A 16,437-nucleotide genomic window follows, 5' to 3' on the forward strand; every position below is an offset into this window, starting at 1 on the left:
CTGTCGCAAAGTCGGGATGGTCATATGAGAGTTCTGGGGATAAACGCCATCGGGCACCACGACGCGTCCGTCTGCCTCATCGAGGACGGCCGCGTGGTGGCTTTCGCTGAAGAGGAGCGCTTCATACGGGACAAGCACGCACGCGGCCGGCAGCCGGTCAACGCCGTCCGCTGGTGCCTGGACTCCCGCAGCCTCACCTGGGCGGACATCGACGCGCTCGCCACCCCCTGGGCGGAAGAGGAGTTCGGATCGGTGGCCCCGCCGGGATATCACGAGGACATCAGCTTCGGCGAGCGTGAACTCGGCGCCGACTGGGCTCGATGGCCGGTCAACATACGCGAGTTCGCCGCAATGGCGGGGTGTCGTAGTGGGGTGGTGCCGCTTTTTCAGGTGTCTCATCACCTGGCACACGCGGCGAGCGCGTACTGGTGCTCCGGCTTCGACGAGACGGCGATTCTCGTGGTCGACGGGGAAGGGGACAGGGTCTCCACCACTCTGGCCCACGGTGATGGCGGGCGGATATCCGTGCTGCGGCAATTCTCGACGGTGGACTCGCTGGGGCAGTTCTACGCCTGCCTGACACGTTTTCTCGGTCTCGGCAGTTTCGGAGAGGGCAAGTTGATGGGGCTCGCGCCCTATGGCCGCCCCGTCCTCGAGTTCCCGGAAATAGAGCTGGACCCTGACGGTTACCGTCTCCGCCTCGATCCAGGCCTGACCCGGTGGGACCCGGTGGGGACCACGTACCGATCTGTGATCGAGGCCTGGATACGGCGGCTCTCCGAGCGGTTCGGAGAGCCGCGGGAGGCGCGCGAACGCGGGCTCCCCACTGCGCTCGCGGACTGGACACAGCAGGATCGGGACATCGCGGCCTCTGGGCAGTTCGCCCTGGAAGAGGCGCTGGTCCATCTCGCGGAGCTCGCGTTGCGGCTCTCCGGCAGCCGGCGGCTGGTGATAGCCGGTGGTGTCGCCCTGAACTGCTCGGCCAACGGCCGTCTCGCCCACCTCCCCGGCCTCGAAGGGTTCTTCGCGCAGCCGGCGGCTGGTGACGACGGCGCGCCGATCGGAGCCGCGTTGCACGCCAGCGTCATGTGCGGCGTCCCTCCGGTCAACGAGCGCCTGACCTCGATTTCGTTGGGGCCCTCGTTCGGTGCGGACACCTGCGCCAAGGCGCTGTCGGACGCCGGGCTGGCCTATCGGGAACCTGGCGACATCACGGAGGCGGCGGGGGAGCACCTCAGCCGGAACGAGGTCGTGTGCTGGTTCGAGGGACGTATGGAGGGCGGTCCGCGAGCACTGGGCCAGCGCAGCATCGTGGCCTCACCCGCGTCGGCCGCGACCAGGGACAGGGTCAACGACATCAAACGGCGGGCCCGATGGAGGCCACTGGCCCCGAGCCTCCGGCGGGAGGATGCGGGCGCGCTGCTGGAACGCGGCGGTGACACACCGTTCATGATCGTGGCCGACCGCATCGCGGCCGACTGGCGAGAGCGGGTTCCCGGCGTGGTGCATGCCGATGGGAGCGCACGGCCGCACACCGTGGATCGTGCGGTGCAACCCGCGTACTGGTCGATGATTGATCATTTCCAGCGGCGTACAGGGTTGCCCGCAGTGATCAACACCTCGTTCAACGACGAACGCGAGCCAATCGTTTGTTCACCGGAGGACGCCGTCCGTACCTTTCTGCGCAGTGGCGCCGACGTCCTGTGCCTCGGACCCTATTTGGCCCACAGCCCTTCTCCCGAGACCGGGAAAACTGACGAAAGGCACTGATCTCCATGCCGCAGGCTTTGGACGAAATGACCTGGGACGAATCCTACGAGAGCGCGATTCCCGTACTCGATGACGCCGAGGCCGCGCGACTGGCGATGGCGCGGGAACTCCTCACCGATTGTCCCGATGATGACGACGGGGCGGCCGGGGCGCTGAAGTCGCTGGTCGGCGAGGGATTCTTGATGGACACCGTGCCGGCGGAACATGGTGGCCGCGACGCCTCCGTCAGTTACGCGGCGCGCTTCCTGGAAATGCTGGGTGCCAAGAACGGATCGCTCGGCTGGCTCTTCACCATCCAACAGGGGCTGCATTTCTTATTGCCCACCGCCACCCATGGCAGATGCGGGGAGTACTTCACCGATGTGGTGCGGCAGGGGGCTCTCTTCGCCGGGTCGCACAGCAGGTCCGGCCTGGCCATCAGAGAGGCGGCAGACGGCGTCGAGCTGGATGGCATCCTCCAGTACTGCTCAGGAGCTCCCCTCGCGACCTGGCTGACCTGCACAGCCAAGATCCCGGTGTCGGGCGAGGCCAGGGGCTGCACGATGATGATCGACGCGCGGCAGCCGGGCATCACCTGCGAACCGGCCTCCTACCTTCACTCCATGCGCGGCTCTCTCACCGGAATCGTGCGCTTGACGAATGTCCGCGTTCCCTGGGAACGCGTGTACTGGTTCTCTGACCTCGGTGATTCGGCGAATCGGCCTCAGTCCTGCCGATACTACGGCGCATGGCAATCCATACTCATGCAGGGCGCGGTCTTCCTCGGCATAGCTCGCTGCGCGCTCTCTTACGCCCACGACCAACTGACCCGCAGGCGCTCGGCCGCCGACCCCGCCAAGCGATTTTCCGGCGATCTGGCGATCGGGCTGTCCACGGCGGAGTTTCTGCAGGCCCGGAGCCTTTTCTACAATCGCGTACAAGGACTGGAGCAGGCCGCGCTGGCAGGCACGGAGCAGCGGGAAGCCTCCCGCCCCTGGCACGCGGCCATCCTGAGCACGGTGGCGTCTATGGCCTATTCGTGCGTCTCCCGGCTGGTCGAACTGCTCGGCGGGTCGGTGCTCGTGACAGGCAATCCGCTGGAGCGGTGCTGGCGCGACCTCCAACTTGCCCGCGTCGCAGAGGGCACAAGGCAGCCCGCCGTGAACCTGGCCCTGGGCACGTTCATCATGGAGCAGAAGCAGTAGCGACAAGACTGCGAAGATCATCACGGGCTACGCCGTCTTCGAAACGCCTCAGCCCAGCGGACGTGAGCTCCAAATCGCAGGTCCACTCGCGCACTCCATCCGAGATGATGGCGAGACGCGATCGTCCCTGTGAACGGTGAATTCCCCTCGCCGAATCGCTGACCTTTCAAGGCGAGGAAAGGCAGAGCGGACGCCCGGTCCAGGGCAGTTCCACGCCCGTCTGAGCATGGAGCACCTCGCCCTGTCTGCACAAACCACAGAACGAGAGATAGGTGAAGTCAGTGGATCTGCCGGAGCAGATGGGCTCACTGTCGCTTGAGTTCTCGGCCCGTCGTGTCGATAGCGGCCCGCTCGCCTGGGCGCAGAAGGGCATGTGGAACAACATTCGTGCCATCGCCCCTGATGATCAGCATCTCAACGTGACGCTGACTTTGGACGTGCCTGATGGCGGCTCCTCGGTCGACCGGGTGCTGACGGCGCTCCGCACCTTGGTCGCCAGGCACGACGCACTGCGTACCACATTCCGTACCGGCGACGATGACCGGCCGCTCCAGACGATCGGAGGGCAGGGCGTGATACCAGTCACCCTGGCCGGAGGACCCGAGGCAGCGCGCCGGCTGTGCGATGCGCAGTCGGGTCTCGGCGCCAGACGCTTCGACCTGGCGGTGGACCTGCCGTTACGCGTGGGCCTGGTGATGGTAGGTGACAGGGTGCGGACCGTAGTCCTGTGCCTCTCGCATCTGGTCGTCGACGGCTGGGCAAACCAACTGCTACTGGACGAGCTCGCGGCACTGCTGACCGGCGCGCGTGAGTTGCCGCCGGTGACCAGGCAACCCATCGAGCAGGCCCGCTACGAGCGGGAAGTGCTCGCACCTCGTTTGGGCGATCGTGTGGCGGCCTACTGGCACAAGGTGCTGAGCTCATGTCCACCGCCGGCTGACGCCTTCACCCCAAGGGCTGAGCCGATGGCGCCACGGTTCTGGCAAGGCGACTACTTGTCCAAGGCGTCCCTACGCGCGTCCCAGATGCTGGCCGCCCGGCACGGGGTGAGCCAGGCGTCGGTATTCCTGGCTGCGGCATCACGTGTCCTGACCGTGTACGCCGGCCGTGACACGCTTCCGGTTCTGCTCCGGGTGAGCAACCGGTTCGCTCCCGAGGTCAAACGGTCTGTCCTCTACCTGTGCCAGAACATCCCAGTACTGTTGGAAAACGGGGGGGCTCCGTTTCCGAAGCTGGTCCGCTCAGTGCACCTGGCGGCGTTGAGGGCCTATCAATGCAGCCAGTACGACCCGGACCATGTCAAAGCCATGCTGGATGAGATGCACCACCCGAGCGTCATTTCGGATCTGATCACCCTGAACGTGGTCTCCCAGGGCGCGGCCATTGACGGCGACCCGGGATGCCCAGATGGAGCAGGGCCGCGGGACCTCCTCCAGGACAGCTCGTTCACGTGGCGGCGCCGGTTCGAGAACGAGAGGATCCGATTGTTCCTGAGCGTGTTCGGCGGGCTCTCATACCAAGTGATCGGGGACACCAGTTACTTTCCGCCTGAGCAGATAAAAGCCACGGTCCAGCTCATCGAAGCTACTTTGGTGGACGAAGCCGAAAGGGACGGGCGATAGGTCGGCAGCGCCGATCCGCCATCACGTGAATCTTGGTGGTCATGCTGCCTCGCGGCATGTCGATGGTCACACGCTCGTCGTCTACTTCGCGCCCTCGACTCCCACGCCCATCCCTTGATCGGCGGGATGGCGTCCATGGACGGTCTCCCATGACCCGAAACGCGAAGGTAGGTCTCGCCATGGCACTCTCGCACGAGTGCGCCACAGGATTTGGTGGGTTCTAACGGGAAGGGCGGCCGCCTGGCGGTCGCTGTCTCATGAGCAGCCCTTCCGCCTCCCATCGGGTCAGCTTGTCCGGTGCTATCCCCTGTTTGGCCGACAGATTTCCGTCAGGCGTGGCCGACAGCAGCGACAACAATTCCCGGTCTTCGGCGTAGGCGTGCAGGTAATCGCTGTAGTAACCGTGCGCCGTCAGTGCGCACCAAGGCGGGATGCCATAACCGCTGCCCCCTTGCGTCAAAGGCGTCCCGGTACGCCGTCCAGCCGCCGAGCCGGCGAACACCTCGTGATACCCGGCGACCGTGGCCCGCTCGCTGTAGGTGGCGTCGACGAACTCGCGAAAGCGCTGGGTATCGAAGGACTTCTCATCGAGCAGCAGGGCCGCCAGCAGCTCCGCGCATCCGCTGATGTCGCCGTAGTCGACCTTGGCGACCAGTTCGTCCGGGAGAACGGTCCGCTGGGCGCCGACGCGGCTGACGATGGTCGGTGTCCCGCACAGCTGGGATTCCACCGAGACGTTGCCGAACGCCTCGACGAAGTTACCGATGCACAACGTCAATCGCCCGAGCGAGAAGTACTCCGGCATGCGGTCCGCCGATATCCACGGATGTACGTGGAGAAGCCGCCCGAGGTCGTTCTCGATCGCGTACTTCTCCGCCTCCCGGTAGAGAGTTTGATATTCGTGGCCGGATTCCTCTCCTACGAGCTCCGAGTCCATCCAGCGCGGCACGAGCAGGCGTAGCCGGGCGAAGATCTCGGGTGGCAGGTGCTCACGGGCGGCGGCGATCACGGAGATGGCCTGGAACAGGCCCTTGCGCGGGTCCGGGCGATGCGGAAAGAGAATCGGCACCCAGTCGGGACGTATGCCCAGTTCGGATGCCATGCGAGAGGAGTCGACTGGACGAAACACCGACAGGTCGAAGCCGTTTGGGACGACTTGGACGGAGGCCGAGTGCTTGTCCGAGAGCCGGGAGAGCGTGGCGGACATGCATTGCTTGACATATTCAGAAATGGCGATGAACTGTCGCCCGCGGAAGGAGAAGACGCCTTCCAACGTCGTCGGGTAGACGAAATCCTGAACCCCCGAAACCACCGGCACGTCGTCGTATATCTGGCTGAACACCAGCTCCGAGTCATGGATGTAGAAGACGTCCGAGTCGCTCGCCGCCGTACGCAGCGTCTCCGCGATGGAGGCGAGGTGATAAGGCGCGGTGTAGTACGGCTCAGGGAAGGTCTGCTTGAAACGGAGCGACGGGCGCACCCGCGCGCCGGGGGCCAGTTCGAAGGACTGCGCGTTGTCGTCCCGCAGGGTGCAGTAAATGTCGCACTCATGCCCCTGGTCGGCCAGATGACGGACGACGGAGATCAACGTTCGCTGCGAGCCGCCGTGAACATGGCGGGGGAACACCGGGCCAAGTGAGAAAACGGCCACTTTCATGACGCACCGAACCTGCCGATGAGGCGGCCGTCGCCCTCCCCCGCATGGGGCCGGCTCTCCTGCATCCCGCCCGGCGTGACCCTGACGAACCGGGCCACCGCCTGCAACGTCGGTACGTCGGGAGCGCCGCAGTAGCTGAGCCCTGATTGCACCCCGCCGGTGAGTTGCCGCAAGACGTTACGCAGCGGGCCGGTCGCCGGGAAGGCCACCTCCACGCCTTCGGGTACGTAGTCATCGAAGTCCTCGCGGGACACCGCCAGCCCCTCCGCCCGGCGGAGCGTGAGACGCATACCGAGCGAGACATAACCGGTGGACGACCGGACACTGTGGCCATCGTCCTCGCCCGGTACGGCCGCGCTCTCCTCCGTACCCGCGAGCGCTGAGCCGAGCATCACCGATGCCGCTCCGGCGGCGAGCACCTTGGTAATGTCCCCAGCCTTGCGGATGCCGCCGTCCGCCACGATCGGCACGCCGAGCTCCCGGCCGGCCGCGGCGCACTCCAGCACCGCCGTGAACTGGGGCACGCCAACCCCGGCGACGGCTCGGGTCGTGCAAACCCCGCCGGGGCCGATGCCGACCTTCACCGCTCCCGCGCCGGCCGCGACGAGGTCTTCCACCCCCTCGGCGGTGGCGACGTTGCCAGCCATGATCGGCAGGTCGGGGTAGCGCTCGCGCAACAGGTGGACCGCGTTGAGCGAAAGCTCCAGGTGCCCATGCGCGGCGTCCACGAGCAGCACGTCCGTCTCGGCGTCCACCAGCGCCTCCGCCCGCTTGACGAAATCGTCGGCCACCCCAACCGCGGCGGCGACGAGTAGCCTGCCATCACCGTCGACAGACGGCGGTACGCCGAGCGAGCCGCTCCCATCAGTGGAAGCCCGCTTCACTTGCCGGACCTGATTCGCCTGATCGTCGATGGTCTGCATCCGGTGAACGCAGCCCATCCCGCCCAGCCGGGCCATGGCCACGGCCATCGCCGTCTCCGTGCACCAGGGCACGTTCGAGGAGAGGATCGGGATCGACAGGCGCAGGTCGCCGACAACCGTCGAGCTCAAATCGACGTCGCGCCTGCTTCGCACGGGGCTGCGCCGCGGCACGAGCAGGACGTCCTCGATCGCCAGGGCCGTCGGAATGGCCTCTGTGCTCCTCAGAGCCGAACGGGACCGGTCACTCATGAGACATGTCTCCTCATTGTCAGGCCGACCTCGGCCGGATCGGCTGTGATACCGCTCATTTGCGCGATCTCTGGTAGGAACTGCCAGAACGCCGGATGTTCCGGGTACGTCGCGTGAAGCATGACGAGACCGGTCACATCTCGCACTGGTGGTCGATTGAGTGGGCAGACGATTCGGTAACGGGCAGGGTCGAGGACCGTCACCTCGCCTTCCTCCGCCAGCGCCTGCATGACCACTGCGACCGCCCCCTGCTCATCGTGATACTTCACCTCGTCAGGGGCGATCGACTCTTCCCACCAATCGAATTCGGCATCGAGCAGGGGCGTGAGATCGCAACCCGGAGCCTGGCCCACCAGGCCGGCGTTGATGGGCAGAAAGCGGGACGGCAGTTTCCCGCCGAAGTTCCCGTACGGCCACAATGCCACGAACTCTTCACTTGACACCAGATAGGAAGGGCCACCACGGGCCAGGAAACGCCGCAGTTCGACCGGCTCGGCCAGCAGAAATATGTCAGAGTCAATACGCAACTCGGTCCTGCCGGCATCGACCCGGGGCATGGGCGCCCATTTACGCCACGTCGCCTCCGGCCGGAGGTAGCGGGATCGCGGCGAACCGTCCAGCTGCCGCACCTCGGCCTCGACCAGCAGATGCGCTGCGACGAACTCGGGATCGTCCGCGTAAACGACATATTCCGCGGTCGAACCAAGGAATCGCTGAAACGACCCGATGCTGTGGCTGAGCATGTAGCAGCCCTCGATGGTCGGATTCCAGCTCGCCCACCGGCAGATGACGTCGGGCTTCATTCTTGTACCCCCGAGCTTGATGCCTGACATTGAAATGAGCGGATCGATCTCGATTCGCGGTGATCGTACATGGTCCCGCTGCTCGACCGGATAGTGGCGTGTGTGCCATGACTGTGGTTTCTACCGCAGAAATGTGTTGGCCCATGCCAGCAGCGAATAGATGCTCCAGATATCGGACGGAAACGCGCCGGGCGCCAGGCGGTCTTCCGGGGTGATCAGTTTTGGCAGCCATCGGCCGGGCCGAAGCCCGAGTTGATCCTTGTCCGCCAGCCGTCGCAGATCAGCCACGACGACCTGGAGCGGCCCCGCCAGCCACGCGGCCATGGGTAGTGAGAACGGGCTCTTCGTGGCCTGGGCGGCGGCGGGGATCCCGAGGTCCAGAGCCAGGGAACGCAGTGCCGCTTTGTCCGCCTCCGCCGAGAGCTTGCGGTTGGCGTGCATGGACAGCCCATGCTCGACGACGCGGTGATCGAGGTACGGATATCTGCCTTCCACCGAGTTGGCCATGCATATCTTGTCGCTCCGGGCCAGCAACGTACTGGGGACGAAGCCCCGCAGGTCATCCCGGCCGTAGCGGTAGAGCAGCTCCGTCCCCGAACCCTTGGGCTCGACGTTGACCGCCGCAGCGTGCAGCACCTCGATCGTCTCGGCATCGCTGCGTCCCAGCACTCGCGTCAGCGGCAGTTCGGCCGGGCCGTCGCCGGGTAGTCGCAATTCCGGCCACGGGCCGCCGTCATCGAGCGACTTCAGCAGCCGGCGGCCGCCGATCCACGGCCGTTCCCCGGCCATCGAGCGGCGGTACTGCGCGTAGCCGCCGTACAATTCGTCCGCTCCCTCACCGGACAGGAGCACCCGAATCCCGCGACCTGCCGCCTCCGCCGAAATGCGGTCGAGCAGCGCCGCCGTCGGGTCACAGATCGGCTCCTCCAGAGTCTCAACCGCCCGCGTAGCCGTCTCCAGATAGCTGTCGGCGGACAGGCGCACGACGACATGCTCGACACCGAGTCGGCCGGCCAGCGCTGCGGCGGCGCCGGCCTCGGAACGGGTGCCGTCCCCCGCGATGGGAAAGTCGATGGTGAAGGTGGTCAACGGCCGGTCGGCCCACGTGCGGTGCAGGGCGGCGATGACGGCGGAGTCCAGCCCGCCGCTCAGGCACAGGCCCACCGGCCCGTCCACGGAGCCGCCTTGCCGGCTGACGGCCTCCCCGAGGAGCCACGGAAGCTCCGCTCCGGAGTGGGCGGCCTCGGCGGGACGCTCCGGAAGGCTCCAATACCGGTGCTCGCGCACTCGGCCGTCCTGGATCACCAACTGAGTGCCTGGGTTCACCTTGTAAATGCCGTGGAAAGCGGTCAGCGGCGCGGGAACGAACTGGTGCTGAAGATAGAGGGCGATGCCGGCAGTGCTCGCGGTGGTCGGCTCGGGGCCGACCGCCAGCAGCGGCCGGATTTCGGATGAGTAGGCGAGCCGTCCGCAGATCTCGGTGACGTACAGCGGGCGGATGCCCAGCCTGTCCCTGGCGAGCACGACGGACCGCGAACGGTTGTCGATGACGGCGACGGCGAAATCGCCGACCAGCTCTTTCCACAGGCCGGTGCCGCATTCCTCGTACAAGTGAACAATCACCTCGAGATCTGAGGTGCTGCGGAAACGATGGCCTCGGCCCAGCAGGTCACGGCGTAGTTCGGGGTAGTTGTAGATTTCGCCGTTGCCGCATACGGCGATGGATCCGTCCTCGCTCAGCAATGGCTGGTCGGCGGTCGGCCCACCTCGGACGGCAAGACGGCGTACGACCATCGAACCAGCGGGTGAATCGTACGTGCCCGCGGAATCGGGTCCGCGATGGACCATCCGCCGGGCCATGGTGACCAGGAGCGCCGCGTCGTCCGGACGTTTCGGGCCGGTGAACCCGGCGATCCCGCACATCCGTCAGCTTCCCTTTCCGTGCCCGGCCGGGCACGTACGGTCATGCATCGCCGGCCAGAAGCTCGGCGTACAGGCGGGCATAGTCGGCCGCCATCCTGGCGCGGGAGAAGCGGGTCTGTGCCCATTCCCGGCACGCGAGAGAGCTGAGCCTGCCGACCTGGCGAAGGGCGGCGGCCATCTCCTCAGGGGTGGCGCGCAGCCAGCCGGTGACCCCGTTGGCCACCACCTCCGGTACGGCTCCACTCGGGACTGAAACCACCGGCGTGCCGCACGCCTGGGCCTCCACCAGCACCTTCCCGAACGGCTCCTCCCACCGGTACGGCATGAGAAGGGCACGCGCGTGGCGCAGGAGCTGTTTCGCCTGTGAGCGTGAGGCGGGCCCGTACCAGACCACATCATCGCCGAGCGCCGGTGCCACCTTCCGCTCGAAGAACTCTCGATGTCTGTCGAGCATCTGCCCAGCGATGACGAGGGGGACTCTTGCGATCCGCGCGGCCTCGATGGCGAGGTCGGCCCCCTTCTCCGGGATGATCCGGCCGAGGAACAGGACGTAATCCTGTTTGTCCGCCCCATAGGGAAACCCTTCGACGTCGATCCCGTTGTGCACCGTCCCCACGAATGACAACTCCGGCAGGAGCGTACGCATCCGATGGCTGATCGCCACGAACTTGGTGGCTCGCATCACCCGCTCGCCCAGGCGATGGAATTGCTCGGTGAAGTCGGCGTCGAACAACCAGTTGGCCCTGGTTATCGTGGGCCACCGAATGGTGTGGGCCAGCAGAGCGCCATATTTCGACTCATTGTTGTGAACGATGTCGAACTTATGTGAATTTGCATATTCGATGGCCGCCTCAACGTGCGTGCGTGGGTTCGTCGGGCTGTACGCGGGCGGTGTGGGGAAATGAAAGGCAAGAGGGAGTCCGACGGCCGAGTCGCCGGTGGCGAAAACCGTGACGTCGTGCCCCGCGGCGGCGAGCTCGACGGACAGATCGTACGTCACCTCCTCCGCGGGGCCGAAACCGTCCGGTGGAGTCCTCGCCCAGCAACTGGAGATCTGCAGGATTCTCATCTCGGCCTGGTCACCCGACTCCGGTCAGCGCGGCCATGTGCCTGGCGACGGGTACCGTTCCCCGCAGTTCCGCGGCCTCGACGGCGGCGAATATCGTCGCCATCGTTCGGAGATTGTCGGCCAGACGCGTGGCGGGCGCGGGGCCGCCGGAGATCCAGGTGACGAACTCGTCGATGACCGCCCGATGCCCCGTGAGAGGCGGTGCGGTCACCGGTACCTCGCTCTCCACGGTCCCGTCGGGGCCGTGAACGGTGACGAGCACGGAGGAGTCCACCACACGCAGGGTCCCCCCTGCGCACTCGGCCCGGTAGCTCTCCCGTTTCCAGCTGTCCTGCTGTCCGGCCGCCACCGCACTCGCCTCGTAGAGGAACCGGGCCGAGGACGGGAAGACCCCTCCGACCAGGGCGCATGGCGCCCCTGAGAACGAGGTCGCATGACTCGGCCGCCACTCGTCCGCCCACACCGACTCGGGGGTCTCCCCGGTGAGATGACGAATTTGGTCGAAGTGGTGCGCGCCTGCCTCGAAGAGGGCGGCGTGCGGATGGTCGTGCCGGTTGCCGCCCCAACTCCGCGGCTCCCGGTAGTCGACTCGGAAGCGCGCCACGAGCAGGTTGAGCGGGCCGAGACCGCCGTCGGCGAGCACCGATCTGGCCGTCCTGATAGGACCGTAATGTCGGTAATTCTGCATCACCTGTGCCTTCACCCCGGACGACCGGACCGCCCGAACGATGTCGGCTGCGGCCTTGGGATCGCTCGCGAGCGGCTTCTCCGTGAGAACGTCCAGTCCGCTTTCGGCCGCCGCGCAGATCGCGTCGCGATGGCACTCCGGAGGCAGCACGACGACGGCGGCATCGACGTCGAGACCCTGGCCGAGCGCCCGAGCCGCCTCGTCGATCGAGCGGAAGGCGGCGGACCGGGGCACGCCCAGTGCGGCCGCACGGTCCGACAAGCTCGTCGCGTCCTGGTCGACCAGAGCGGCGACCTTGGCCCGGTCGGCCACGGCGGGCAGGAAATGCTCATGCCACACCCCGGCCCACCCATCAGCGCCGAAAACCAGCAAACGCAGCGGTGACCGGCGATTGCCACTCACGCCCCGCTCCCATGCGACCGGCCACGGTTGAGGTGTTCCGGCGTCATTCTCCGCCCTTCCATTCCATGATCGGCCAGGCTTGTGCCGCTCAGGACGTTCACCGCCCTTAACCGCAGAGGCCAATACTCCGGCACCGCGCCACAATCGAGAACGGTTGATGAGCGACCGGGAGCCGTTGTCTCGCCGGCGGGACACTCGGCACGGGTGGAGCGGGCCACGGCCCGTCATCTGGCGAGCCATACGTAAGCGCACGGTTACGCACACGGCGCTTTGCCCTGCGATGGTCCTGGTGCCCTAATCTCGACGCCAGGTCTCCGCGGCAGCCGCGGCATCGCACGGGCCGAACATTCAATGACGTGGCACGTGAAACGAGATTCGATGATTATTGCCGGCTCTTCTCACCGGCTGATTCGTCATCTCTCCGACATGGAGTTACGCCCTTGAGATTGAACGAGCATGATTCCGGCCTGTCGCTGGCTCCGCTGCACTGGTCGACATATCGCGACCAAATAGGGGAGAAGGCGTGTGTACTGCGAATGCTCCGGCACGCGCGGAGGCGCGATCTGATCGGACTGGTGCTAGTCCTGGCTGCCAAGGCCGCTGGCCCCTCAGTGGCCGCGCTGATCACGGGGGCGGTGGTGGCGCATGTCGGTGCCGCTGGTGGGGTTGGTGAGGTCGCGGTGCTGGTCGCGGCACTGGCCGTGGTGCTGATGGCGATCAACCTGATGGATTCGCTGCGGGAGTTGTTCCACTTCGCCGTGTCGCGCCGTATCGAGGGCTGGGTGCGTACGCAGGTGCGCGCCATGGCCTTGGCGCCTTCCGGCATCGCGCATTTGGAAGGGCCAGAGTTTCACGACGACGCGTCGCGGGCGAGCGCACCGGGGGATTGGTCGATCCGCTCGCCCGGTGTCGCGGCCCTGGGGCTGATTCAACTGGCCGGCCGTGTGATCGGTGCGGTCATGGCGGCAGCCGTGCTCGCCGCGTACTTTCCCATTCTGGCGATAGGGCTCCTGGCGGTGAATTTGCTCATACGCGCGATCATCCGTCGTCAGTGGATGCATCTGGCGCGCTTGGAGGAGTCGCTGGCCAGGGACGGGCGGCGGGTGCAGTACTGGACGAGCCTGGCCGCGGGTGTGAAGACGGCCAAGGAAGTGCGGCTGTTCGGACTGGCGGACTGGGTGGTACAGGGATGGCGGACCATCCGCTTGAGCACGGCGTCCGAAGTCTGGGCGACTCACCGCAGGATCCTGCGCCGCCAGGTCCTTCCCATCATGCTCGCGGGAGGATCGGCGTTGGCGGCGCTGCTGGTGCCGGGGCTGGCCGCCGCCGCCGGCGCGATAACGGTGGGAACGCTGGCCACGTGTGTGGTGGCCGCCAGAGCGATCTTCACGGCCAGCGACTTCAGCGAATCCGTCGACATCGAGCGCGGGACACGAGCGATGCGTGCCCTTGAGCGGCTGACCGCACGCCACGGACCGGCCCGCATGCTGAACGCCGCTCCCGCCCCTGAGACCGATCTCGAAGCCGATGCGCCGTCGGTGGTGTTCGAGGACTTGGAGTTTCGTTATCGGGCAAGTGAGCGGCCGGTGTTGAACGGTCTCAACCTGAGCGTCGAACCCGGCCGGGTTCTGGCCGTCGTGGGTGTGAACGGTGTCGGCAAGACCACGCTGACCAAGCTCCTGGCCGGGTTGTACACGCCGACGGCCGGGCGGATCCTGGTGGACGGTGTGGACCTGTCCGGGCTGGACCTCGCGGCTTGGCGGCGGCGGTTGAGTGTGATTTTTCAGGACTTCGTGCGCTATCCCGCCTCGGTGCGCGACAACGTCGCATTATCGGTTCCCGAACGGCCGGTCGATGACGCCCTGGTCGAGCAGTCGCTGCTACGCGCAGGCGCGTACGAGATGGTGGATCGGGTTCCGCGCGGGCTCGACACACCGCTGTGGCGCGGCGGCGACCGCGGGCAGGACCTATCGGGCGGCCAGTGGCAGAAACTGGCGATCGCCCGTGTGCTGTATGCCGTCGCGCAGGGGCGCCGGTTGATCGTGCTGGACGAGCCGACCGCTCATCTCGACGTACGGGCTGAGGCGGATTTCTACCAGAACGTGGTGGCCGCCGCCCAGGGTGCGTCGATGGTGTTGATCTCACATCGGCTCTCCACCGTACGGCATGCCGACCGCATCGTCCTGCTGGCCGAGGGCCGTATCCACGAGTCCGGCACCCACGAGGAGTTGCTCGCCCGCGGCGGCGGCTACGCCCGCCTGTTCGGGCTGCAGGCCGCCCGCTTCGACCTCGGTGATCCCGACGATTCGACGGTGGCAGGATGACCCACAGGATACGCACCACCTGGCACATGCTGGTGCTGGCCTTCCGCGCGGATCCCCGAGTGGCGACTGTCGCCACGTTATTGGTGGTGCTGGCCTCCGGGGTGGTCGCCGGGACCGCGGTGTGCCAGCGTTGGCTGGTCGACGCCGCAGGGCTGGGCGACGTCGGCGGCGTGGCGGCCGCCGTGATCGTCGGTGTGCTGGCGTACACGATGTCCTCGGCGCTTGAGCGGGTGCAGATGAATCTGCGACCCTACCTGGCCGACCGGGTGTCGGTGCACGTACAGCACGAGGTTCTGCGCGTCACCGCCCACATCCCCACCATTGAGCACCTGGAACGCGTCGAGTACCTGGACCGGCTGACGACGCTGCGGCGCGGCACGTTCTCCCTGGCGGCGCTGTGCTGGACGGTCGTCGAGACCCTCGCCGCCGTGGCGAGCCTGGGCCTGAGCCTCTTTCTCTTGGCCGAGATCCACCCCGCTTTGTCGCTGCTCGCCCTGTGCGTCACGCCGGTGCTCGTCTGCAATGGCAAGGCTCAGCGGCTCAGACACACCGCTCAAGACGCGGTCGCACAGACCGTCCGGCATGAGGAAGCCATGCACGCGCTGTGCCTGCAACCCGAGTCGGCCAAGGAGGTGCTGATCGCCGGCAACGGACGCGAGCTCAGCCACCGGGCCGAGCGGCTGTGGGAGCAGGCCACCAGGCAGCAGCGCATCGCCCTGCTGAAGGGGATGGCATGGACGGCGCTTGGCTGGAGCTGCTTCTTCGCCGGGCTGGCCGGCGCGCTGGCCATCGTGGCGTACCTGGCGGTGGCAGACCGGGCGAGCACTGGAGACGTGGTGCTGGTGATCTGGCTGGCCGAGCGGCTCCGCCAACAGGTCTCGGGCAGCGTGACCGGCGCCGGTGCGATCGCCCAAGCCGGGCACATCACCGACCATTACCTGTGGCTGCACGACTACGCGGACGCCCTCCCCAAAGGCATGACCTCCGCGCCCGATGCGTTGACCACGGGCATCAGCCTGCGCGGCGTCACCTTCTCCTACCCCGGCGACGAGACACCCTGCCTCATGGACATCGACCTGGACCTGCCGGCCGGCTCCACCGTCGGCCTCGTCGGCGTCAACGGCGCGGGAAAGACCACCCTGGTCAAGTTGCTGACCGGCATGCACCGGCCCGACCAGGGTTCGATCGACATCGACGGCCGGCGTCTGGCCGACATCGACCCCGCGCAATGGTCGGCCCGCTGTGCTGGCGCCTTCCAGGACTTCGCCAAGCTCCAACTCCGCGCCAGGGAAGCCGTGGGTGTCGGAGACCTGCGGCACATCGACGACAGCGACGCGATCGAGAGCGCCGTGGATCGTGCCGGAGCCCGTCAAACCGTCATGCGCCTCCCCGACGGCCTGGACACCCAGCTCGGGACCGTCTTCGACGGCACTGACCTCTCGCATGGCCAATGGCAGAAGTTGGCTCTCGGGCGCGCGATGATGCGCACTTCTCCGTTGCTGCAAATTTTCGACGAACCCACCGCGGCGCTCGATCCTCAGGCGGAGCACGACCTTTTCGAAAGCTTCGCTCATCAGGCACAAACGGCCCGGCAACGTGGTGCGATCACCATATTGGTGTCCCACCGCTTTTCCACCGTCCACATGGCCGACGTCATCGTCGTCCTCTCTGATGGACGGGTTGCCGAAAGCGGTAGTCATGCCGAGTTGCTCGCCCTCGGCGGCCATTATGCCGAGCTTTACAACACCCAGGTCCAGGCATACAGATGACAGTCCGCCGGCCGCTCGCTCAAACGATCAACCGGGAGGTATCGCGTGGCAGAA

Annotated in this window: 12 protein-coding genes; 5 read left to right on the forward strand and 7 right to left on the reverse strand. The window is 66.6% G+C overall.

The features are described 5' to 3' along the window. Positions 1–24 precede the first annotated feature (24 nt). From ACIBVN_RS13380 to ACIBVN_RS13390, 3 genes are all read left to right on the forward strand, one after another. Positions 25–1,770 (forward strand): carbamoyltransferase, encoded by a 1,746-nt coding sequence (locus ACIBVN_RS13380; protein ID WP_397135884.1) that lies wholly within the window; start codon positions 25–27, stop codon positions 1,768–1,770. A 5-nt stretch (positions 1,771–1,775) separates the two neighbouring features. Continuing rightward, the gene (locus tag ACIBVN_RS13385; RefSeq protein ID WP_397135887.1) at positions 1,776–2,954 is read left to right on the forward strand and encodes an acyl-CoA dehydrogenase family protein; all 1,179 of its coding nucleotides are present in this window, start codon (positions 1,776–1,778) and stop codon (positions 2,952–2,954) included. Positions 2,955–3,235: 281 nt separating this feature from the next. Next, positions 3,236–4,576: a condensation domain-containing protein gene (locus tag ACIBVN_RS13390; protein ID WP_397135889.1), complete on the forward strand. Its 1,341-nt coding sequence runs from the start codon at positions 3,236–3,238 to the stop codon at positions 4,574–4,576. 81 nt (positions 4,577–4,657) lie between these two features. Here the strand turns inward: ACIBVN_RS13390 and ACIBVN_RS13395 are convergent, their stop codons facing one another. The 7 genes from ACIBVN_RS13395 to ACIBVN_RS13425 form a co-directional block, all read right to left on the reverse strand. Beyond that, positions 4,658–4,786, reverse strand: a complete 129-nt coding sequence (locus ACIBVN_RS13395; RefSeq protein WP_397135978.1) for a transposase — start codon at positions 4,784–4,786, stop codon at positions 4,658–4,660. A 10-nt stretch (positions 4,787–4,796) separates the two neighbouring features. Next, positions 4,797–6,233: a glycosyltransferase family 4 protein gene (locus ACIBVN_RS13400; RefSeq protein ID WP_397135891.1), complete on the reverse strand. Its 1,437-nt coding sequence runs from the start codon at positions 6,231–6,233 to the stop codon at positions 4,797–4,799. After that, on the reverse strand, positions 6,230–7,405 hold the full coding sequence (locus ACIBVN_RS13405; protein ID WP_397135893.1) for an IMP dehydrogenase: 1,176 nt from the start codon (positions 7,403–7,405) through the stop codon (positions 6,230–6,232). Before ACIBVN_RS13405 ends, ACIBVN_RS13400 begins: the two co-directional genes overlap by 4 nt. After that, on the reverse strand, positions 7,402–8,208 hold the full coding sequence (locus ACIBVN_RS13410) for a hypothetical protein (protein WP_397135895.1): 807 nt from the start codon (positions 8,206–8,208) through the stop codon (positions 7,402–7,404). The genes ACIBVN_RS13405 and ACIBVN_RS13410 overlap by 4 nt, the downstream gene beginning before the upstream one ends. 120 nt (positions 8,209–8,328) lie before the next feature. Next, entirely contained in the window at positions 8,329–10,131 is a 1,803-nt protein-coding gene (gene asnB, locus ACIBVN_RS13415) for an asparagine synthase (glutamine-hydrolyzing) (protein ID WP_397135897.1), read from the reverse strand. A gap of 40 nt (positions 10,132–10,171) precedes the next feature. Beyond that, positions 10,172–11,200 carry a glycosyltransferase family 4 protein gene (locus ACIBVN_RS13420; RefSeq protein WP_397135899.1) on the reverse strand — a complete coding sequence of 343 codons (1,029 nt, stop codon included), beginning with the start codon at positions 11,198–11,200 and terminating at the stop codon, positions 10,172–10,174. Between the two features lie 10 nt (positions 11,201–11,210). Beyond that, entirely contained in the window at positions 11,211–12,290 is a 1,080-nt protein-coding gene (locus ACIBVN_RS13425) for a Gfo/Idh/MocA family protein (RefSeq protein WP_397135901.1), read from the reverse strand. Between the two features lie 440 nt (positions 12,291–12,730). Between ACIBVN_RS13425 and ACIBVN_RS13430 the strand changes: the two genes are divergently transcribed. Next, positions 12,731–14,614: an ABC transporter ATP-binding protein gene (locus ACIBVN_RS13430; RefSeq protein WP_397135903.1), complete on the forward strand. Its 1,884-nt coding sequence runs from the start codon at positions 12,731–12,733 to the stop codon at positions 14,612–14,614. 26 nt (positions 14,615–14,640) lie between these two features. After that, the gene (locus ACIBVN_RS13435) at positions 14,641–16,383 is read left to right on the forward strand and encodes an ABC transporter ATP-binding protein (RefSeq protein WP_397135905.1); all 1,743 of its coding nucleotides are present in this window, start codon (positions 14,641–14,643) and stop codon (positions 16,381–16,383) included. The last annotated feature ends 54 nt before the right edge of the window (positions 16,384–16,437 follow it).

The organism is Nonomuraea sp. NPDC049400, assembly GCF_044466425.1.
In the GTDB taxonomy this organism is placed as follows: domain Bacteria; phylum Actinomycetota; class Actinomycetes; order Streptosporangiales; family Streptosporangiaceae; genus Nonomuraea.

What these genes read in the sequence shown, in the direction of transcription:
- ACIBVN_RS13405 (WP_397135893.1), bottom strand. Translation starts at nt 7,405, where the DNA reads ATGAGTGACCGGTCCCGTTCGGCTCTGAGGAGCACAGAGGCCATTCCG.
- ACIBVN_RS13385 (WP_397135887.1), top strand. Translation starts at nt 1,776, where the DNA reads ATGCCGCAGGCTTTGGACGAAATGACCTGGGACGAATCCTACGAGAGC.
- ACIBVN_RS13420 (WP_397135899.1), bottom strand. Translation starts at nt 11,200, where the DNA reads ATGAGAATCCTGCAGATCTCCAGTTGCTGGGCGAGGACTCCACCGGAC.
- asnB (WP_397135897.1), bottom strand. Translation starts at nt 10,131, where the DNA reads ATGTGCGGGATCGCCGGGTTCACCGGCCCGAAACGTCCGGACGACGCG.
- ACIBVN_RS13400 (WP_397135891.1), bottom strand. Translation starts at nt 6,233, where the DNA reads ATGAAAGTGGCCGTTTTCTCACTTGGCCCGGTGTTCCCCCGCCATGTT.
- ACIBVN_RS13410 (WP_397135895.1), bottom strand. Translation starts at nt 8,208, where the DNA reads ATGAAGCCCGACGTCATCTGCCGGTGGGCGAGCTGGAATCCGACCATC.
- ACIBVN_RS13435 (WP_397135905.1), top strand. Translation starts at nt 14,641, where the DNA reads ATGCTGGTGCTGGCCTTCCGCGCGGATCCCCGAGTGGCGACTGTCGCC.
- ACIBVN_RS13380 (WP_397135884.1), top strand. Translation starts at nt 25, where the DNA reads ATGAGAGTTCTGGGGATAAACGCCATCGGGCACCACGACGCGTCCGTC.